Genomic DNA, 20,975 nt, shown 5'->3' on the forward strand with positions numbered 1-20,975 from the left:
CCAGGCGTCAGGATGAACCCGTGAGAACCCGAGACGTCGCGACCGGCGCCCAGAGCGCCACAGGCCCGGGCGGCGTGGCGGGCCGCGGCCGTGCCGAGCAGGGCGAGGAGCTGGGCGTCACCGTCTTCGACGTGGCCCGTGACCTGCGGCGGGACGTCGCGGCGGTCGAGCTGCCGCTCGCGATCGACGGGGCCGACGAGGCGGCGGCCTCGCGTGACCGCCTGCTCACCCAGCTCGACGAGCACCTGCTGCCGCGCCTCAAGGAGCTGTCCTCGCCGGCGGTGGTCGTGGTGGCCGGCTCGACGGGCGCGGGCAAGTCGACGCTGTACAACTCGCTGCTCGGCGAGGAGGTCTCGCAGGCCGGCGTGCTGCGCCCGACGACGCGCGAGCCCGTCCTCGCGTTCAACCCCCTCGACGCCGACGTGATCGTCGAGGGCCCGGCGACGCGCGTGTCGCGCGTCATCGACCACGACGGCGTCCCGCGCGGCACCGCGCTGCTCGACGCCCCCGACCTCGACTCCCTCCTGTCGGAGAACCGCGAGACCGCGGGCCTGCTGCTCGAGGCGGCGGACCTGTGGCTGTTCGTCACGACGGCGTCGCGCTACGGCGACGCGCTCCCGTGGAAGGCGCTGAGCCGCGCGATGGAGCGCGGTGCGAGCGTCGCGATGGTCCTCAACCGGGTGCCGCGCGAGACGCTCACGACGATCCGCGGCGACCTGCTCCAGCGCCTGCGGGACCACGGCATGGACGGCGTGCCGCTGTTCGTCGTGCCCGACGTCGGTCCGCACGAGGGTCTGCTGGACCGGTCGGTCGTGGCCCCCGTCGCGCGCTGGCTGACGATGCTCGCCGGTCCGGACCGCTCGCGCGCGGTGATCGTGCGTACGCTCAAGGGTTCCCTCGCGGCGCTGCCGTCGTGGGTGACGGGCGTCTCCGACGCGGTCGAGCAGCAGATCGAGGCGGCGCAGGTGCTCCGGGACGCGGTGGCCGCCGCGCTGCCGCCGGTGCGAGCGCAGGCCCGGGAGTCGGTCCTGCGCGGCGACTCGTCCCGTGGTTCGCTCGCCGCGCGCTGGTCCCAGATCACCGGCGCCGACAAGGTGGACCGCGTGAAGGTCCGGGGCGGTGTCGTGCGCTCGACGCGACGCCGCGGCCGTGCGCGCGACGTCGCGCTCGGCCCGCTCCTCGCCGAGGTCCGCGCCGTCGTCCGCCGCACGCTGGTGGCGGACGGGGTGCTCGCGCACGACGCGCTGCGGGCGGCGCTCGTGGGGACGCGCCCGCTCCCCGGAGGGGCCGCCGTCGCGCCCGACGCCGAGGAGACGGCCGACCCGCGCGAGACCGCCGCCGACCGGCACGTGGACGAGTGGGCGGCCCGGGCGGACGAGGTGGTCGCCGGGCTCGGCCGTCCGGACGCGGCCGACGCCGCGCGCGCCGCGGTCAAGGCGTTCGGGGAGAACGGGCTCGCCGCGCTCCTGCTCGCCGCGGCAGCCGGAAGCGACGACGCCGCGGCCCTCGTCCGTACGACGCTCGCCGACACCGCCGACGACGCCCTCACCGCTCTGACGTCCGACCTCGCCGACCGTGCCGAGGCGATGGTCGACCGGGAGGCCGAGCCGGTCCTCGCCGCGCTCGACGTGCCCGCGCTCGCGCCGGACGCCGCCGTCGGCCTGCGCCTACGACTCGCCGAGCTGAGGAGGCTCATGTGACGTCCCACGACGCCCAGCTGCGTGCCCGGACCGAGGACCTCGAGCGCGCGGTGGACCTCGCGGGCGACCGGCTCGACCCCGCTGTCGCGGCCCAGGTGCGCGACGCGATCGGTGGCGTGCGCGAACGGCTCGCGCTCGGCGTCGACCACACGGTCGTGGCGCTCGCGGGCGGCACCGGCTCGGGCAAGTCCAGCCTGTTCAACCGGGTCTCGCGACTCGACTTCGCGGACGTCGGGGTGAAGCGCCCGACGACGGCGCGCATCACGGCGTGCGCGTGGAGCGACGAGGCCACGGCGCTGCTCGACTGGCTCGAGGTCGACGCGGAGCGCCGCATCACGCGCGACGGCATGCTCGACGCCGACGACGAGTCGGCGCTCGGCGGGCTCGTGCTGCTCGACCTGCCCGACCACGACTCGATCGAGCCGGCGCACCGTGCCGTCGTCGACCGCGTGCTGCCGCTCGTCGACCTGCTCGTGTGGGTCGTCGACCCGCAGAAGTATGCGGACGACGCGCTCCACTCGGGCTACCTGCAGAAGTCGGCGGGGCTCGAGGGGTCGATGGTCGTGGTGCTCAACCAGATCGACACCGTGCCGGAGAGCCGGCGCGCGTCCCTGGTCGAGGACATGGACCGGCTCCTCACCGAGGACGGGCTCACCGGCGTCTACGTCACGACGGTGTCCGCCCGCACGGGCGAGGGTCTGGACGAGCTGCGCGACCTGCTCGAGCAGGCCGTCGCACGACGCAGCGTCGCGGCGAGCCGGGTCGCGGGCGAGCTGGACCGCGCGGGTGCGCTGCTGCTCGCGGAGATCCCGGGCGACGTGCCCTGGACCATGAGCGCCGCGGTCGAGGCAGAGGTCGACGGGCTCGCCGCGGCGACCGGTCTCGCGGCCGTCGCGGGTCAGGTCGGCGCCGCGGTCCGCAACGGCTACGGGCGTCCCGAGTTCTCCCCGCCGCAGCCCGACGCGGTCGCCCTGTCGCGGTCGCGCTGGATCGAGCGGGCCGGCCGAGCGCTGCGCCCGGGCTGGCGGCTCGCGCTGGACGGGGCCGTGGCGCCCGCGAAGGGGATCACCGAGGCGACCGTCGCGGCGCTGTCGAAGATCCCGCTGGACACGCGCGGCCCGGCGTCCGCACGGCCGACGCGTCGCGCCGCGTGGGTGGCTCTCGCGGTCGGGGTGGTCGCCGGGGTCCTCGCCGTCCTGGGCTCGCTCGGTGTGCTCGACCTGTCGGGCGTGCTCGTCACCGTGTGCGCGGTCGTGGCCGCCGTCGCGGTGCTCGGGGCGGTCGTGTGCTTCCTCGCCGTCGTCCAGGTGCGCCGCACGCTCGCCCGACGGCGCGAGCAGCAGGTCCTCGCGTCGGGTCGCGGCGCGATCGAGCGGGTCGTGCAGGAGGCGATGGGCCGGCCCACCCAGGACCTCCTCGACACCCACCGCCAGGTCCGCGAGCTCGCGCAGTCGGCGCGCGACCAGACGCCTGTGGCACCGCTCACCGGGCCGCTACGGCTACCCACAGGCCCGGATCTGGAGGCCTCGTCCACAGGCGAGCGCACGACGTCGGACGGCGGCACCGCGCGCAGCGCACCCTGAGGCGGACGCCGGGACCCGCCCGGCGCACCGGCCTCAGGAGGCACCCATGCACGGTGACGTCACCGTCACGTTCTCGGGCTTCGTCGCGACGACGCCCACGCTCTTCACGTCCGGCTCCGGCACGGACTTCACGAGCTTCCGCATCGCGCAGACGCGCCGCTACCTCGACCGCGAGCGCGGCGAGTGGGTCGACGGTCGCACGCTGTGGTTCACCGTCAAGGCGTTCAAGCACGTCGCGCGCAACGTCGCGACGTCGCTGCACAAGGGCGACCCCGTCGTCGTCTCGGGCCGCCTGTCGGTCGACGAGTGGACCGGTCCCGACGGGCCGCGCACGAGCCTCGTCGTCGAGGCGACGTCCCTCGGGCACGACCTGACCCTCGGCGAGTCCCGGTTCGCGCGGACCGTGCACCGGCGCGAGGACACCGGGACGGCTGCCCTCGACGCGGCCGAGGGCGCCGTGGAGGAGGAGGCGCCCGCGGACGAGGAGCACCTCGCGACGGTCTGACCGGTCCCGCCGCACGGCGTGCCGTCCGTCAGGACCCGTGCGGCGGCCCGACCGCGTACGCTGAGTGGTCGAGAATCCCGACTCCACTCCAGACCGACCGAACGGTGGAAACACAGGCTGTGGCTGAGTTCATCTACTCCATGTACAAGGCGCGCAAGGCGCACGGCGACAAGGTCATCCTCGACGACGTCTCCCTGAACTTCCTGCCCGGCGCGAAGATCGGCGTCGTGGGCCCGAACGGTGCCGGGAAGTCCACGATCCTCAAGATCATGGCGGGCCTCGACACGCCCTCGAACGGCGAGGCGCGCCTCTCCCCGGGGTACAGCGTCGGGATCCTGCTGCAGGAGCCGCCGCTCAACGAGGAGAAGACGGTCCTCGGCAACGTCCAGGAGGCGGTCGCGGACATCCTCGCCAAGAAGCACCGCTTCGACGAGATCTCGGCGCTCATGGCCGAGCCCGACGCGGACTTCGACGCGCTGCTCGCCGAGATGGGCACGCTCCAGGAGGCGATCGACGCCGCCGACGCGTGGGACCTCGACTCCCAGCTCGAGCAGGCGATGGACGCGCTGCGCTGCCCGCCGCCGGACGCCGACGTGTCCGTGCTCTCCGGCGGTGAGCGTCGCCGCGTCGCGCTGTGCAAGCTCCTGCTCGAGAAGCCCGACCTGCTGCTCCTCGACGAGCCCACCAACCACCTCGACGCCGAGTCCGTGCTGTGGCTCGAGCAGCACCTCGCCTCGTACCCGGGCGCCATCCTCGCGGTGACCCACGACCGGTACTTCCTCGACCACGTCGCCGAGTGGATCTGCGAGGTCGACCGGGGCCGCCTCTACCCCTACGAGGGCAACTACTCGACCTACCTCGAGAAGAAGGGCGAGCGCCTCCAGGTCCAGGGCAAGAAGGACGCCAAGCTCGCCAAGCGCCTCCGGGAAGAGCTCGAGTGGGTGCGCTCCAACGCCAAGGGTCGGCAGACCAAGTCCAAGGCGCGTCTCGCGCGCTACGAGGAGATGGCGGCTGAGGCGGAGCGCACCAGGAAGCTCGACTTCGAGGAGATCCAGATCCCGCCGGGCCCGCGCCTGGGGAACCTGGTCCTCGAAGCCAAGGGCCTCCAGAAGGGCTTCGGCGACCGTCAGCTCATCGACGGTCTGAGCTTCACGCTGCCGCGCAACGGCATCGTCGGCGTCATCGGCCCGAACGGCGTCGGCAAGACCACGCTGTTCAAGACGATCGTCGGGCTCGAGCCCCTCGACGGCGGCGACCTCAAGGTCGGCGAGACCGTCTCGATCTCGTACGTCGACCAGTCGCGTGGCGGCATCGACCCGAAGAAGACGCTGTGGGAGGTCGTGTCCGACGGGCTCGACTTCATCAAGGTCGGCAACGTCGAGATCCCGTCGCGCGCCTACGTCGCGTCGTTCGGCTTCAAGGGCCCGGACCAGCAGAAGCCCGCGGGCGTGCTGTCCGGCGGTGAGCGCAACCGCCTCAACCTCGCGCTGACGCTCAAGCAGGGCGGCAACCTGCTGCTGCTCGACGAGCCCACCAACGACCTCGACGTCGAGACCCTCGGCTCGCTCGAGAATGCGCTGCTCGAGTTCCCCGGCTGCGCCGTCGTGGTGTCCCACGACCGGTGGTTCCTCGACCGCGTCGCGACGCACATCCTCGCGTACGAGGGCACCGAGGAGAACCCGGCGAGCTGGTACTGGTTCGAGGGGAACTTCGCGTCCTACGAGGAGAACAAGGTCGAGCGCCTCGGCGCCGACGCGGCGCGTCCGCACCGCGTGACGTACCGCAAGCTCACGCGCGACTGATCGGTCCTGACGACGCCGGGCGGGGACACCCTGCCCGGCGTCGTCGTGCGTGCGCTACCTCCACCCGGCGTCCACGACGGCGCGCGCTCCTCCGCCCGGCGTCCACGACGGCGCGCGCGGGTCTACCATCCGGCCGCTCGTGCCTCGCGGCCTCCCGCCAGACCCGCCACGACCCGCGCGCGCCGCCGTTCCCGCCGGGCTCGCGTGCCGTCTCGCCTTCTGCCTCGTGTGCCGTCTCACCTTCTCGTGGTGCGGCGCCGATCGCCTTCTCGACGCCGACGCCGACGCGGCCGCGGGCCGGGCGCTCGTCGTCCAGAGAGTTCCTCCGTTCTCGCGGCGGCGGGTCGTGCGCGCGCCTGGCCTGGGGCGTTGCGGCAGACTGGCGGGATGACCGAGCCCGGAACGCCTCGTGCCGACGCCGCTGCCGGCGATGCGGAGGAGCGCGGAGGCGAGGTGCCGGCGCTGTCGGCAGCCGGGGCGGGCACCGCGGGGCTGGTCGAGGCGCTGGAGATCCTGCGGGGACGGCTCGGGGCGCTGCGGCTGCCGCTGGAGGTGCCGGGCGTCGAGACGGCGCGGCACGACCTCGCGCTCGCCGTCGACCAGCTCGACGACTACCTGCTGCCGCGGCTGCGGTCGCACGCCGCGCCGCTGCTCGTCGTCGTCGGCGGGTCGACCGGGGCAGGCAAGTCAACGCTCGTGAACTCGCTCCTCGGCGAGCACGTGTCCGCGCCCGGGGTGCTGCGGCCCACCACGCGGGCACCGGTGCTGGTCCACCACCCGCTGGACGAGCGGTGGTTCTCGACCGACCGCGTCCTGCCCGGCCTCGCGCGCGTGAGCTCGCACCGCACCGACGGCTCCGGCTCCGGCTCCGTCGCCGGAGCCGGCAACGGGACCGGAGAGCCCGGCGGCGCGGACCTGTCGCGCTCGCTGCGGCTCGTGGCGAGCGACGCGCTGCCGCAAGGGCTGGCGCTCGTCGACGCGCCCGACGTCGACTCGGTCGAGACCGCGAACCGGGAGCTCGCCGCTCAGCTGCTCGGCGCCGCCGACCTGTGGCTCTTCGTCACGACCGCCGCCCGCTACGCCGACGCGGTGCCGTGGGACCTGCTGCACCGTGCCGCCGAGCGGCGCGCGCAGGTCGCGATCGTCCTCGACCGTGTGGACGCCGGCGCCGAGGCGGTCGCCGACGACCTGCGGCGCATGATGGCCGAGAACGGGCTCGGTGCCTCGCCGCTCTTCGTCGTCGGCGAGTCCGAGCTGGTGGACGGCTTCCTTCCCGAGCAGTCCGTGGCCGAGGTGTCGGCCTGGCTCACCGAGCTGGGTGTCGACGCGGACGCCCGGGACCGGGTCGCGCTCGCGACGCGCGACGGCGTCGTCGACGACCTGGTGCGCCGGGCGGTGCTCGTCGCCGGCGCCGCGGACGCGCAGGGCACCTCGGACGCGCGCCTGCGCGACGTCGTCGAGCGCGCGTACGCGGACGCTGCGGCCGAGGTCGACGCCGCGACGAGCGACGGCGCGCTCCTGCGCGGCGAGGTGCTCGCCCGGTGGCAGGACTTCGTCGGCACGAGCGAGATCTTCCGCGCCGTGGAGCAGGGTGTCGGCCGGGTCCGCGACGCGATCGCGTCGTTCTTCCGCGGTCGCCCCGCCCAGGCGCCGCAGGTCGAGCAGGCCATCGCGCACGGCCTCGAGGCCGTCGTCCTGGACGCCGCCGACACCGCCGCGGACCGCGCCTACGGCACGTGGCGCGCCGACCCGTCTGGCCTCGCGCTGCTCGACGGGCTCGACCTCTCCCGATCGTCCGTCGCCGCGCGCACCGAGGTCTCGGCGCAGATCCGGGCGTGGCAGGGCGACGTGCTCGACCTCGTGCGCGAGCAGGGCGCCGGGAAGCGCGGCGCGGCGCGCGCGCTGTCGTTCGGGATCAACGGGCTCGGGGTGAGCCTCATGGTCCTGGTCTTCGCGTCGACGGGCGGCATCACGGGCGCGGAGGTGGGGATCGCGGGCGGCACGGCGATCGTCGCCCAGAAGCTCCTGGAGGCCGTGTTCGGCGACGACGCGGTGCGTCGCCTCACGCAGACGGCCCGCGAGCGGCTCGCCGAGCGCGTGGACGACGTGCTCGACGGCGAGGCACGGAGGTTCACCGCGCAGCTCGACGCCCTGGGCAGCGCCGATGCCGTCACCGCCGCCCAGGGCGTGCGCGACGCGGCGCACGCGGTGGAGGCGGCCGCGCGCGCCGAGCGGGCCGGTCGACCCGCACCGTCCGGGACGACGACGGGTCGCCACGCCGCGCGGCCGCTGCGCGGTGCCGGCCGCACGACCGCCGACGAGACGACGCGGGAGGCCGCCGCCGACGACGGCACGCGGGCAGGGTTCTGGCGCCGCCTCTTCGGTCGCCCGGCGCGCGGCGACCTCGCGGGGACCGGCGCTCAGGACACCCCACCGGTCCCGCCGCGTCCGGGGGCGGAGCGGCCGTGAGCATCGACCTCGCGGACCGGACCGCCGCGCTCGAGGCAGCCCTCCTCGCCGGAGACGGACGGCTCGACGCGACGCTCGTGGCCGAGGCCCGCGACGTCGTCGGGCGTGCGCGCGAGCGGGCGGGGCTGTCCGCCGACCACACCGTGGTCGCGCTCGCCGGCGCGACGGGCTCGGGCAAGTCGTCGGTGTTCAACGCGCTCGCAGGCGGTGAGCTGGCCACGGTCGGGGTCCAGCGGCCGACGACGTCGCACGCGCTCGCGGCGGTGTGGGGACCCGGTGGCGTCGGCCCGGCCGGAGCGCTGCTCGACTGGCTCGAGGTGAGCAGGCGGCACGAGATGGGATCGCCGCTCGCCTCGGGGGACACCGCGGAGCAGGACGCGAGGCAGGGCGGCCTGCGGGGTCTCCTGCGCGGCACCGGCCGCCGACCGGCCGAGCTCACGAGCGGGCTCGTGCTGCTCGACCTGCCCGACCACGACTCGGTCGTCACCGAGCACCGGGTGCGTGCGGAGCGGCTCGTGGAGCGGGCCGATCTCCTCGTGTGGGTCGTGGACCCGCAGAAGTACGCCGACGCCGCGCTCCACGAGCGCTACCTGCGGCCGCTCGCGGGGCACGCGTCCGTCGTCGTCCTCGTGCTCAACCAGATCGACCGTCTGTCGCCGGCGGACGCCGAGGCGTGCCTCGCCGACCTGCGCCGCCTCGCCGCGCAGGACGGGCTCGCCGACGCGCGCGTGCTCGGCGTCTCGGCGCGCACCGGGCAAGGGATGGACACCCTGCGCGGTCTCCTCGCCGACGCCGCGGCGCGCCGTCGGGCCGCGAACGACCGGCTCGCGGCCGACGAGCGGGCGGTCGCCCGGCGCATCGCCGACGCGTGCGGCAACCCGCCCCCCGAGCGCGCGGCGCAGCGGGCGCGCGACGGGCTGGTCGACGCGCTGGAGGCCGCGGCGGGCGTGCCGACGGTCGTCGCGGCGGTCCGCGGGTCCGCGGTGCGCGACGCGCGTGCGGCGACGGGGTGGCCCGTCACCCGCTGGCTCGGTCGGTTCCGGCCCGACCCGCTGCGCCGCATCGGCCTGCGGTCAGGACCGGCGCCGGGCTCACGGGCGGCCCGGACCGCGAAGGCGCTCGGCGGCGCCGACACCACCGGTCCGCCCCGCGCGGACCTCGCGCGCACCTCGCTGCCCACCGTCCCTGCGGCGCTGCGTGCGGGCGCCCAGACGGCGGTCCGCGACTACGTGGACGCCGCGACGCGCGGGGTGCCGGACGCGTGGGCGCTCGTCGCGCGCCGTCGGGCAGGGGAGGGCGCGGCCGACCTCGCCGACGCGCTCGACCGCGCCGTCGCGGGGACCGAGCTCGAGGCGTCGCGCCGCCCCGCGTGGTGGCGCGTCGTCGGCGTGCTGCAGTGGCTCGTGCTCGCGGCGCTCGTCACCGGGCTCGTGTGGCTCGCCGTGCTCTGGCTGTTCGCCTACCTGCGGCTGCCCGAGCCGCCGACGCCCGTGCTCGCGCTCGGCGGGACGGGCGCTCCCGAGCTCCCGTGGCCGACGCTGCTCGTCCTCGGCGGCGTCGTCGTCGGCGTGCTGCTCGCGCTGGTCGCCCGCGCCGCGGCAGGGATCGGCGGGCGCCGCCGCGCAACCCGGGCCCGACGACGTCTGCGCGCCTCGATCTCCCAGGTCGCCGACGCGGTCGTGCGCCTGCCCGTGGGCGAGGAGCTCGAGGCGCTCGCGCGGTGCCGCGCCGGAGCCCTCGTCGCCGCTTCCTGAGCGCGCCCCGCGCCGAGCACGGGATCGGCCACCGGATCTGGCCGATTCCGGTGGCCCATCCCGTGCTCGACGGTCGGTGATCCCGTGCTCGGCGACGTGAGGGCCGGGGCAGAATGGGTCGTCGCGCCCGGCACCGCGCCGTCGGCGTCGAGCACCGCCCGCAGCACCGAGAGGACCTCCATGACCCGCCTGCACGTCCCCGTCCCGCTGCGGTGGTCGGACCTCGACGCCTACGCCCACGTGAACAACGTCGAGATGTTCCGGCTGCTCGAGGACGCGCGCATCACCGCGTTCTGGACGCATCCCGAGGCGGGCGAGGACGCGTGGCCCACCGCGGTGCTCGAGACGGGACCGCACGCCACGAGCCACACGCTCGTCGCGCGCCAGGAGATCCAGTACCTGCGCCCGCTCGGGTTCACGCGAACGCCGGTCCGGGTCGAGCTGTGGGTCGGACACCTCGGCGGTGCGAGCCTCGAGGTCTGCTACGAGGTGCACGACGGCGTCCCCGGCGGCTTCGGCCGGACCGGCCCGACCTCCGGCGGGGAGGCGTACGCGAAGGCCGCGACGACGATCGTCGTGGTCGACGCCGCGACCGGCAGGCCGCGCCGCCTCACGGACACCGAGCGCGCGGCCTGGGAGCCGTACGTCGAGGAGCCGTTGGCGTTCCGCCGTCGGGGCTGAGCATCGTTCCGCGGTGGGCCTGCGTGGGTGGGCCCGCCCGCTCAGGGCCGCCCGGTCGGTGTCACGAGACGACGCACGGCGCGCCGTCGAGCGTGATCTGCGCCGGAGGCGTGTTCGTGCCGCCGTGCGTCACGTTGAACCCGAGCTCGACCGAGCCGCCGGGCTGCACCGTCCCGTTCCAGCTCATGGAGCGCGCGGTGACGACGGTGCCGGTCTGCGACCACGCGGCGCTCCACCCGTTGGTCAGGGTCTGGCCCGCCGGGAAGGTGAACCCGATCGTCCACCCCGTGAGGGCCGTGAGCCCGGTGTTGGTCAGGCGCAGGGTCACGGTCCCGCCGCTGCCCCAGTCGCTCGACGTCCACCGCACCGCGCACGCCGCCGCTGCCGGCTGATCGGTCGTGGTGAACGACGTCGCGGTGCTCGGTGCCGAGGTGTTGCCCGCGCGGTCGGTGGCGACGACGCTCACGCGGTAGGTGGTCTCGGGGTCGAGGCCGGTGAGGGTGTGGCTGGTGCCGGTGACGGTGGCGACGTGCTCGCCGTCGAGCAGCACGTCGTAGGTCCCGACGCCGCTGCCCACGTCGGTGGACGCGGCCCACGTGACGGTCGCGCCGGTCGCGGTGACGTCGCGCACGACGGGCGTGCCGGGTGCCGTCGGCGCCGTGGTGTCCGGCGCGGGAACGTCGAGGGTCGTGAACGACGTCGCGGTGCTCGGTGCCGAGGTGTTGCCCGCGCGGTCGGTGGCGACGACGCTCACGCGGTAGGTGGTCTCGGGGTCGAGGCCGGTGAGGGTGCGGCTCGTGCCGGTGACGGTGGCGACGTACCCGCCGTCGAGCAGCACGTCGTAGGTCCCGACCCCGGTGCCCGCGTCGGTGGACGCCGCCCACGTGACCGTCGCACCGGTCGCGGTGATGTCGCGCACGACGGGCGTCCCCGGCGCCGTCGGCGCCGTGGTGTCCGGCTCTTCGGAACCGGGGTCCGGCTCGTCGCCCCACAGCAGCTCGGTGCCCTCGTAGAGGGTGATCCGGTCGTTGTCCGTGAGCGTCTCTCCCGTTGCGACGCGGGCGAACGACCAGTCGTCGGTCGCGTCCCACACGTCCGCGGTGACGCGGAACTGAATCTCCCGGCGGTGCTGCGACTGACCACCGGGGTAGACGATCGAGCCCGAGCAGTCGATCTCGACGTAGTACTGGTCGTCGCCGGCGTGGCCGACGCTCGCCGTGGCGCCCGGGCACTCGGAGTAGTTCGTCGTGGCGCGGACCGTCGAGGGGTTCGCGCCCTCGTCGAGCGTGAACCAGTAGCGCAGGCGGACGTCGTCGAGGACGCGCGCCGGGAAGGCGGACCGGTTGCGCAGGATCGCCTTGATCTCCGTGAAGGCCGTCCCCGGCTGGTTGAGCTTCGACTCGACGACGAACTCGGCCTGGTCGGGCGTCTCCGGCTGGGGGAAGCCGGCGAGCGGCGTGCCGCCGTGCTCGCCGACGAGGTACGCGAGCGCCGAGGTGAAGCCCGCGTTGTAGTCGGTCGCCACCTCGTTGGCGACGTAGTCGGTCCGGCTGTCGGTGTAGGCGTCGTTCGGCGATCCCGGGCCGCCGACGAGCGCGCCGTACAGCACGTGCCGCGTCTCGACCGGCTGGGCGAGCGAGTCGAGCCAGGAGCCGTGCGCGGTGCGGTGGTGCGGGTTCTGCGGGGAGCCCTCGCCGTACCCGACGACGTACGACGCGTTGCGCGGGTTGTCGCCGAGCGCGTAGCCGATCTGCCGCTCGCCGAAGTCCTGGTACGTCTGCGCGCGGGTCGTGTCGCCGCGCTCGCGCAGCCAGTCGCCGTAGGTCAGCGCGACGAACGCGGTGTTCGCGGCGTAGCGCAGCGAGCCCCACGAGTCGAGGACGGCCTGGCCGCCGGGGGAGTAGCGCACGCGCTGGCCCTGGTAGCCCGTGGTCCAGAAGTCGAGCCAGCGGTTCGCGTCGTCGACGTACTGCTGCTTGCCGGTCGCCTGGGCGAGGAGGGCGTAGGCGCCGTAGGACTTGTCGTCCCACGCGATCGTCCACCGGTAGGACCGGGTGCTCGACTGCGGCTCGGTCGACAGCCCGGCGTACTCCTGCTCGGCCTTCGCGAGGTACGACGCGTCGCCCGTCGCCTCGTACAGCCAGTACGCACCCCACACGAGCTCGTCCTGGTAGCCGGACCACGAGTTGTAGAAGCTCCCGACCGGGACGCAGTCGGAGTACTTGCCGCGGTGCGTGTCGGCGAAGTCGTAGAGCTCGACGGCGTGGCGGCGCAGCTCGGCCGCGTATGCCGGGTCGGAGTCGGAGAAGACGATGGACGACGCCGCCATGGCCGCCGCCGTCTCGCCCGCGACGTCGCTGCCCGGGCAGGCGGCGTCGACCTTGTAGGCCGGACGCGCCATCTGCATCGCCTCCGCGGGGCCCCACCACTTGTGGTCGGCGTCGCCGTCGCCGATCTGGGCGTAGAGCACGTCCGGCTCCGGGTGGGCCTTGATGAAGTAGTCGTTGACCCAGCGCAGCGAGTCGAGCAGCTCGTCCTCCTGGCCCGACTCCGCGTACCCGTCCGGGCTCGCGATCGCACCCCAGGCGAGCATCGTCGTCGTGAACGCCATCGGCAGCCCGAACTTCACGTGGTCGCCCGCGTCGTACCAGCCGCCGGTGAGGTCGAGGCCCACGTCGGCACCGTCGTCGAGCGCGGAGTCGCCGCGCCAGCTCACCCGGAAGTCGTCCGGCAGGTCGCCCGAGCGCTGCGCGTCGTAGAAGAACAACGACTTCTGGAGCGCCTCGGCGTAGTTCGGCTCCGTGGCAGCCGACGCCGGGGCGGCGACGGCCGTCAGGCCGGTGGCGAGCAGGGCGCACGTCGTGGCGACAGCGGTGGTCGTGGCGGTCCCGCGTCGGGCCGCGCCGCGGGCGCGCGTGGAGGGTCGTGGATGCATGGCTGCCTCTCGGTCCGCCGCGCGTCATCCTCGACGCGCAGGTCGTCGCCACTGTCCGGACCCGCGGCCGGGCGGTCAAGGAGACGCCCGACCGCGAAACGTTTAGCGCCGCGCGCCCGCGCCTCCACCGGGCGTCGCGCCGTCGCCGGGCGTCCCGCCGTCGCCCCCGGGCCGTGCGGCGCGCTCGGCCGCCTCCGCGATGTTGCGCTGCATGCCGCCGAACACCACGCCGTGGAACGGCTTCACGGACCACCAGTACAGCTGGCCGGCGAGGCCGTGCGGGTGGAACAGCGCGCGCTGCGCGAAGTACGTGCGGCCCGGTCCGCTCGCGTCCTCGGGCGACGGGCCGGGGGCGTCCGGGTTCGTCGCGTCCTCGAGCTCGGCGGCGGCGTCGTCGACGCGCAGCTCGAGCCACGCCAGCCCGGGCAGCCGCATCTCGGCGCGCAGCAGGAGCCGTCGGCCCGGCTCGATCGCCTCGACGCGCCACCAGTCGAGCTCGTCGTCCACGCGCAGGCGGTGCTCGTCGCGCCGCCCGCGCCGCAGCCCCGGCCCGCCCACGACGCGGTCCATGAGGCCGCGCACGCGCCATGCGAGGGACCACGAGTACCAGCCACCCTGGCCGCCGATCTCCTCGACGACCCGCCACAGCACGTCGTGGGGCGCGTCGACCACGGTCCGCCGCTCGTCCACGTACAGCGACCCGCCGGCCCAGTCGGGGTCGGTGGGCAGCGGGTCTGACGGCGCACCCGGCACCGACGCCGACGACCACCGCGTCGTGACCTCGCCGTCGTGGATGCGCTGGAGCGCGAGCCCGACGGCCTGGTCGAAGCCGAGGAGACCGCCCGGCGGGTCGGGGACGTACCGGGCGACGTCGTGCTCCTGGCACACCACCTCGTGCTGGAGCGACTCGACGAGCGGTCGCGCGATGCCGCTGGGCACCGGGGTGACGAGGCCGACCCAGTGCGAGGACAGCTTCGGGGTGAGCACCGGCACGCTGACGATCCGGCGTCGCGGCAGGCCGGCGACGCGCGCATAGCGCTGCATCATGTCCCGGTACGTGAGCACGTCCGGTCCGCCGATGTCGAAGGCGCGCGAGACGTCGTCGGGCATCGTCGCCGAGCCGACGAGGTAGCGCAGCACGTCGCGGACCGCGATCGGCTGGATCCGGTTGTCGACCCACTTCGGCGTCGTCATCGCCGGCAGGCGCTCGGTGAGGTAGCGCATCATCTCGAAGCTCGCCGAGCCCGAGCCGAGGATCACCGCCGCCTGGAGCACCGTCGTCGGGACGCCCGACGCGAGGAGGATCTCCCCGACCTCCTTGCGCGAGGCGAGGTGCGGCGAGAGCTCGCCCTCGGGCACGTCGGGGAACATCCCGCCGAGGTAGACGATGCGGCGCACGCCCGCCTCGCGGGCGGCGCGCGCGAACGTCAGCGCGGTGCGCCGGTCGCGCGCCTCGAACGTCGGGCCGGTGCCCAGCGAGTGGATGAGGTAGTACGCGACGTCGGTGCCCTGGAGCGCCGAGCGGATCTGGTCGAGGTCGCTCGCGTCCGCCTCGACGAGCTCGACCTGCGCCGACCCGGCCCAGTCGCGACCGCTGAGCCGTTCGGGGTGGCGCGCGAGCGCCCGGACCTCGTGGCCGGCCGCCAGCAGCTCGGGGACGAGCCGCCCGCCGACGTAGCCGGTGACACCCGTGACGGCGATCTTCATCCGAGCAGCTCCAGGACTTCTCGTTCGGCCCGCGTCTGGGAGCGCGTCGAGCCGATCGTCTCGCCACGCTCCCACAGGTCGAACAGGCGGGGGTCGATGTACGACGACCGGGCGACGGCCGGGGTGTTGCCCAGCTCCTCCGCGACGTCCTTGACGATGCCCGTCACGACGCGGCGCCGCGCGCGCTCGGACCGCGGTGGGGATCCGGCGTCGGCGAGCGCACGCGCCGCGAGCACCGTCGCGTGCCACGTGCGGAAGTCCTTGGGGGTCGCGTCCGGCCCGAGGCGCTCCTTGATCGCACCCTGCACGTCGGCGCTCGTCACGTCGTGCCACACGGCTCGTCCGGACACGTCCTCGCGCCACGCGAGGAGCTCGACCCCGCCGCGACGCCGCTTGAGCGTCGAGACGAGCTCCGCCACCACCGGGTCCTCGACGACGACGTCGCGCACCTGGCCGGACTTCGCCGGGTAGCGGAAGTGCACGCTCCCGTCGCGGCGGACGCGGGCGTGCTCCTTGCGGATCGTCGCGAGCCCGTAGCTCTTGTTCTGCTTGGCGTAGATCTCGCCCCCGGCGCGGAAATAAGCGAGGTCGAGGAGGCGGAACGCCAGCGCCAGGACCTTCTCGCGACCCGTCCCCGGCAGCTCGAGGTCGCGCGCGACATGGCGCCGCGCCGCGGGGAGCCGGCGCCCGACGTCGAGCACGTGGTCGTGCTTGCGGCGCGAGCGCGTGCGCTGCCACTGCTCGTGGTAGAGGTACTGGCCGCGGCCTGCGGCGTCGCGACCGAAGGCCTGGATGTGGCCGTTCGGGAACCGGCAGATCCACACGTCCTCCCACGCCGGCGGGACGGCCAGGTGCGTGCAGCGGGCGAGCTCCTCCTCGTCGGTCAGGGGCACGCCGTCGACGTCGAGGAACACCCACGCGTCGCCCTTGGGGCGGCGCGAGTACCCCGGCGAGGTCACGGACACGCGGCGCAGTCGCACCCGGTCAGTGTGGTGGCGCCCCCGGCCGCACGCAGCCGGGAACGCCGCAGCGGGGGTGACGCCTGCCTGGTCGGCACGCGCCACCCCCGCCGCATCACGTCACGAGGCCGCGCACTCCTCGCCGTTCAGGGCGAAGGACTCGGGCGTGCCGGCCGTCCCGGCGCCGATGAGCCCGACGTCCGTGGACGCGCCCGGTGCGAGCGTCGTCGCCCAGCCGGGCGCCGCGACCTGCACCGAGGTGCCGGTCTGCGTCGCCGTCCCACCCCACGCCTGGGCCACCTGCTCGCCCGCGGTGAACTGCCACGTGAGGTTCCACCCGGCCACCGGCGCGTCGCCCGTGTTCGTCACGCGCGCCCTCGCCTGGAACCCGCCCGGCCACTCGCCGACGACGTCGTACGCGACCGAGCACTTCGCGTCACCCGGTCCCTCGGTGGGCTCCTCGGTGGGCTCCTCGGTGGGCTCCTCGGTCGGCTCGGTCCCCGGGTCGCCCGTGAGCTCCCCGACGACGACGCCCCTCCCGTTGGTCCCGACGTACACCCGGCCGTAGACGTCGGGGTCGCCCGTGACGACGGAGCCGGTCCAGGCCCACTGGTGCTCGTCGTCGTTGATGCGGACCCACGTCGCACCGGCGTCGTCGGAGCGGAAGATGCCCCGCACGCCGTCGATCTTCGACGACGTGTAGACCGCCGGGTGGTCGGCGCCCGGTGCGGCCTTGCCGAACCCGACCGCGTCGCCCTCGTCGACGCCCGGGACGCGCGTGAACGTCGCGCCCCGGTCGGTCGAGCGCCACAGGCCGTACGTCGCGTCGGTCGTGCCGCCCGCCAGCCACACGTCGCCCTCGTGACCGGGCACCGCGGCGAAGCGGACGTTGCCCTCGGCGGGCAGGCCGGACGCCGCCGACGCGGTGAAGGAGACGCCGCCGTCGGTGCTCACGTAGAAGGTGCCCGCCGCGAACGCGTAGAACACCTTCGGGTCCACGCGGTCCGCCTCGACGCGCGCCCCCGCCGGCACGCCGGTCGACGCCGTCCACGACGAGCCGAGCGTCGTCGACACGTGCACGCCGGTGCCCTGCGGGCTCCACACGATGCGGCCGCCGTCGGCTCCCACCGCGACGGTCCCCGCGCCCGTCACCCCGGACGGCTCCTGGCCGGCCCACCAGGACGACCCACCGCTCGTCGAGACACCGATGTGGGACGCGACCGCGCCGTCGACCCCCTGGCCGACGCGCACGACGGTCGACGGCGCGAGCTCCGCGTAGTCGAGGCTGTGCACGGCGCCGTGGTACGGCTGGGTGAACATCATGTCCGGCACCTGCGTGATGTCGTCGTGGACGAAGCCGCCGATGTCGCCGAGCCCCGAGATCACCTCGGCGCCGCCGGGCGGCGCGATCAGGTCGAGCACCGCGGTCTCCTCGATGCCCTGCGCCTTCACGGAGATGTCCACCGTCCCGCCCGTGTCCCAGGCCGTGAGGTTCGTGCCGCCGTAGACGGTCGCGCCGGTGCCGTAGAAGAAGCGGTCGGAGTCGAACGGGTCGATCTCGAACGACTCGGTCATCCAGCCGAGCTTGGGGCTCGGCTCGGGCGGTGCCGGCTGCTTGTCGAACGTGAGCCACGGCGCGCCCGAGATGTCGAGCGAGTAGCGCAGGTCGCGGTTCGGGTAGCCGGACCACTCCCAGATCGACGTCCACGTCTCGCCGCGGTCCGTGCTGCGGTACACCTGGATGTCCGGCCACCACGAGATCTGGCTCACGACCATGAGCGTGTCCGGGTCCTGGCGGTCGATCGTCAGGCCCGAGTAGCCGAAGAAGGCGTCCGCGCTCGAGGACGGCACGGGGCTGATCTGCGTCCACGTCCCGGTCGCGGTGTCGAGGCGCCAGACGTCGCCCTTGCCGCCGTCGTACGGGCCGCCCGTGTCGGACGTCGCGAGGTACAGCTGGCCGCCCTCGTCGTCGAGCACGACCTTGTGCGGGATGAAGCCGGTGGGCGCTCCGGGCACGGCCTCCCACGTCGCGCCGGCGTCGGTCGAGCGGTAGAGCGGTGCCTCCTTGTCGGCGACCCCGACGTACAGCGTGGGGGTCGGCGTGCCCGCGGTGCCCGTGGAGGGGTCGGGCACCACGGTGATCACGCCCTGGTTCGCGGAGAGGTACCCGTTCGTGTCGGTCGGGTCCTGGACGTAGTCGCCCGGGTTGGGGAACGACGTGACCTCGGACCACGTGACGCCCGCGTCGGTGCTGCGCCACAGGCCGTGGCCCTCTTCCGTCCCGAGGTACAGCACGTCGTTGTCGAGCGGGTCGACGACGAGCCGCTCGCCCATCCCGCGGCCCGGCATGTTCCCGCCGACCTTGAAGGGCAGGTCGGTCCGCTGCCAGGTCTCGCCCCGGTCGGACGAGCGCAGGATCGCGCCGGGGTTCGGGTCCCACGAGTTCGTGTAGGTACCGACGGCGGCGTAGACGTTGTCCGGGTCCACCGGGTCGGTCGCGATGCTCTGCACACCGGTGTGGCCCCAGTCCTCCCAGCCCACGTGGTCGAGCAGCGGGACCCACCGCTGCGTCTGCTGGTCCAGGCGGTAGGCGCCGCCGATGTCGGTACGCGCGTAGACGAGGCCGGGCTCGGTCCGGTTGAAGACGATCCCCGGGACGAATCCGCCGCCGACGATCTCGACGTTCCCCCAGTCGTACTCCGCCGCAGCGGTCGTGGCCGTGCTCGCGGCGGACCCTGCCACGACCCCGGGGACGGCCGCGGCGGCCGCCCCCAGTCCCGTGGCGAGGAGCCCGCACCCGACGAGCGCGGCGATGGCTGGTCGCAAGCTCATCCGTCTCTCACTCCTTCGTGCGTGAGGCGGGGGCGAGCCCCCGGGCACGTCGTCGTGCCGCGCGCCACGCTAGGTGAAGCGCTTCGACGATCGAAGGCGTGAAACGTTTCGGAGCATGGTCGCGGACGTGCCGACCCGGGCCGGGGGCGCGGCCCGGGTCGGCACGTGTTCTCGCGAGGCCACGGACCGGGGCGGCCCCTGCACGCCCCGGGGCTCGCGGCATCCGCTGCGGCGTCCGATCAGGCGACGGTGCAGCTCTCGCCGTTCAGGGTGAAGGACGTCGGCTCGGTGTTGGTGCCCGCGTGGGAGCCGTTGAAGCCGATGTCGACGCTCGCGCCGGCGCCCAGCGTGGTGTTCCAGGCCGCCGGGGTGACGGTGACCGTGGAGCCGGACTGCGCGTACTGCGCCGACCAGCCCTGGGTGATCGTCTGACCGTTGGCGAAGTCGAACGTCAGGGTCCAGTTCTGCAACGCGGTGGCCGAGTCGTTCGTGATCCGCACGGACGCGGTGAACCCGGTGTTCCAGGAGCTCGCGCCGTAGGCGACGGTGCAGGCGCCGGCGGGCTCGCCGCCGTCGTCCTCGGTCGTGCCGGTCACCGTGCCGGACGTCGCCGAGACGTTGCCCGCGGCGTCGACGGCGCGGACCGCGTAGACGTGGGACGCCCCTGCGGCGAGCCCGGTGTCGGTGTACGACGTCGCAGCGACCTCGGCGACCTGCGCCCCGTCCCGGAAGACCCGGTATCCCGTGACCCCGGTGTCGTCGGTCGACGGGTTCCACGCGAGCGACACCGAAGACGACGTGGCACCGGAGACCCGCAGGCCCGTCGGGGCCGACGGCGCCTGGTCGTCGCCGCCCGAGCCGTCGTCCTGCGCGCCGAGCGCCTGGGCGATCGCGGCGTACGCGGGCTTGGCCGTGTATGCGTCGTCCCAGACGAGCGCGGCGCCCTGCCCCGGGAAGACGTCGGGGATCCACGAGTACCTGTCCGTGATGCCCCACAGCGTCACGCCCGTGCAGCGGTCCACGTCGAGGCAGGCCTGGAAGACCTTCGCGTAGTCGGACGCCTGCTGCGCCAGCTTCGACGCGTCGGCGGGGGTGTTCATGCGGATGTCGAGCTCGGTGATGCGCACGTCCACGCCGAGGTCGGCGAACCGCTGGAGGTTCTGGGTCAGCGTCGACGGGACCTGGCCGATGATCAGGTGCGCCTGGAAGCCCACGCAGTCGATCGGCACGCCCCTGGCCTTGAAGTCGCGCACGAGGTCGTAGATCGCCGTGCTCTTCGCGTTGACGGCGTCCGTGCTGTAGTCGTTGATGCACAGGTCGGCGTCAGGGTCGGCGGCCCGCGCGGCGCGGAACGCGTCCTCGATGTAGCCGTCGCCGAGGCGTTGCTGGAAGACGCTCTGCCGGCGGGTGCCGTTGTCCTCGAACGCCTCGTTGACGACGTCCCACGCCTCGACGTCGCCGGCGAAGTGCCCGGCGACGGCCGTGACGTGGTCGGTCATCGCCGTGCGCAGCTCCGTGCCCGACAGTCCCTGGACCCAGCCCGGGAGCTGTTGGTGCCACACGAGCGTGTGCCCGTAGAGGTCCGCGCCCTGTGCGGCCGCGTAGCTCGCTACCTGGTCCGCCGCGCCCCAGGAGAACGAGCCGCGCGACGGCTCGGTCGCGTCCCACTTCATCGCGTTCTCCGCGACCACGAGCGAGAACTCGCGGTCGGCGACGGCCCGGTAGCCGCTCTCCGAGAGCCGGCCGGGGTCGAGCGCGAAGCCGACGGTCTTGCCGTGCCGGGCGGCCGCGTCGCCGAGCGGCTCCGTGGCGGCGTTCGCCGTGGTGGCGAGGGGGACGACGGTCGCGGCGGCGAGAGCCGTGGCCGCGAGCGTCGTCGCGAGCGATCGTCCGATGCTGTTCCTGCGCATGGTGCACTCTCCAAGCGTGGGCCGACGTGCGGCCCGCTGCGGGTGGGATCACTTCCCGACGGCGATGTCGGGAACGATATCGATAACGATTTCTACCTGCCGCACGACCTCCCGGTGGGAATCGTCGGGCGGCACGTC

The 20,975-nt window shown here is 74.4% G+C and carries 12 protein-coding genes; 7 read left to right on the forward strand and 5 right to left on the reverse strand.

Annotated elements, in window-relative coordinates; translation table 11 throughout:
• The first annotated feature begins 20 nt into the window (after positions 1-20).
• From V5D56_RS11650 to V5D56_RS11680, 7 genes are all read left to right on the forward strand, one after another.
• A complete protein-coding gene (locus V5D56_RS11650) occupies positions 21-1,700 on the forward strand; it encodes a GTPase (protein ID WP_435735502.1) in 1,680 nt (559 codons plus the stop codon).
• Positions 1,697-3,283, forward strand: a complete 1,587-nt coding sequence (locus V5D56_RS11655; protein ID WP_435735503.1) for an ABC transporter — start codon at positions 1,697-1,699, stop codon at positions 3,281-3,283. The genes V5D56_RS11650 and V5D56_RS11655 overlap by 4 nt, the downstream gene beginning before the upstream one ends.
• Before the next feature lie 46 nt (positions 3,284-3,329).
• Positions 3,330-3,788, forward strand: a complete 459-nt coding sequence (locus V5D56_RS11660; protein WP_435735504.1) for a single-stranded DNA-binding protein — start codon at positions 3,330-3,332, stop codon at positions 3,786-3,788.
• 119 nt (positions 3,789-3,907) lie between these two features.
• Positions 3,908-5,590, forward strand: coding sequence for an energy-dependent translational throttle protein EttA (gene ettA / locus V5D56_RS11665; RefSeq protein WP_435735505.1), 1,683 nt, complete (start codon positions 3,908-3,910; stop codon positions 5,588-5,590).
• Between the two features lie 387 nt (positions 5,591-5,977).
• The gene (locus tag V5D56_RS11670) at positions 5,978-8,059 is read left to right on the forward strand and encodes a dynamin family protein (protein WP_435735506.1); all 2,082 of its coding nucleotides are present in this window, start codon (positions 5,978-5,980) and stop codon (positions 8,057-8,059) included.
• Positions 8,056-9,813, forward strand: a complete 1,758-nt coding sequence (locus V5D56_RS11675; RefSeq protein ID WP_435735507.1) for a GTPase family protein — start codon at positions 8,056-8,058, stop codon at positions 9,811-9,813. Before V5D56_RS11670 ends, V5D56_RS11675 begins: the two co-directional genes overlap by 4 nt.
• A 180-nt stretch (positions 9,814-9,993) precedes the next feature.
• Positions 9,994-10,494: an acyl-CoA thioesterase gene (locus V5D56_RS11680; RefSeq protein WP_435735508.1), complete on the forward strand. Its 501-nt coding sequence runs from the start codon at positions 9,994-9,996 to the stop codon at positions 10,492-10,494.
• 61 nt (positions 10,495-10,555) lie between these two features.
• Here the strand turns inward: V5D56_RS11680 and V5D56_RS11685 are convergent, their stop codons facing one another.
• The 5 genes from V5D56_RS11685 to V5D56_RS11705 all read right to left on the reverse strand — a co-directional run bounded on the left by V5D56_RS11685 (position 10,556) and on the right by V5D56_RS11705 (position 20,837).
• The gene (locus V5D56_RS11685; protein ID WP_435735509.1) at positions 10,556-13,429 is read right to left on the reverse strand and encodes a glycoside hydrolase family 9 protein; all 2,874 of its coding nucleotides are present in this window, start codon (positions 13,427-13,429) and stop codon (positions 10,556-10,558) included.
• 102 nt (positions 13,430-13,531) lie between these two features.
• The gene (locus V5D56_RS11690) at positions 13,532-15,136 is read right to left on the reverse strand and encodes an SDR family oxidoreductase (RefSeq protein ID WP_435735510.1); all 1,605 of its coding nucleotides are present in this window, start codon (positions 15,134-15,136) and stop codon (positions 13,532-13,534) included.
• Positions 15,133-16,116: a DNA topoisomerase IB gene (locus V5D56_RS11695; protein WP_435735511.1), complete on the reverse strand. Its 984-nt coding sequence runs from the start codon at positions 16,114-16,116 to the stop codon at positions 15,133-15,135. Before V5D56_RS11695 ends, V5D56_RS11690 begins: the two co-directional genes overlap by 4 nt.
• Positions 16,117-16,215: 99 nt before the next feature.
• Entirely contained in the window at positions 16,216-18,927 is a 2,712-nt protein-coding gene (locus V5D56_RS11700) for a cellulose binding domain-containing protein (RefSeq protein WP_435735512.1), read from the reverse strand.
• A 239-nt stretch (positions 18,928-19,166) separates the two neighbouring features.
• Positions 19,167-20,837 (reverse strand): endo-1,4-beta-xylanase, encoded by a 1,671-nt coding sequence (locus V5D56_RS11705; protein ID WP_435735513.1) that lies wholly within the window; start codon positions 20,835-20,837, stop codon positions 19,167-19,169.
• Between the last annotated feature and the right edge of the window lie 138 nt (positions 20,838-20,975).

The organism is Cellulosimicrobium sp. PMB13, from assembly GCF_051294865.1.
Lineage (GTDB): Bacteria > Actinomycetota > Actinomycetes > Actinomycetales > Cellulomonadaceae > Cellulosimicrobium.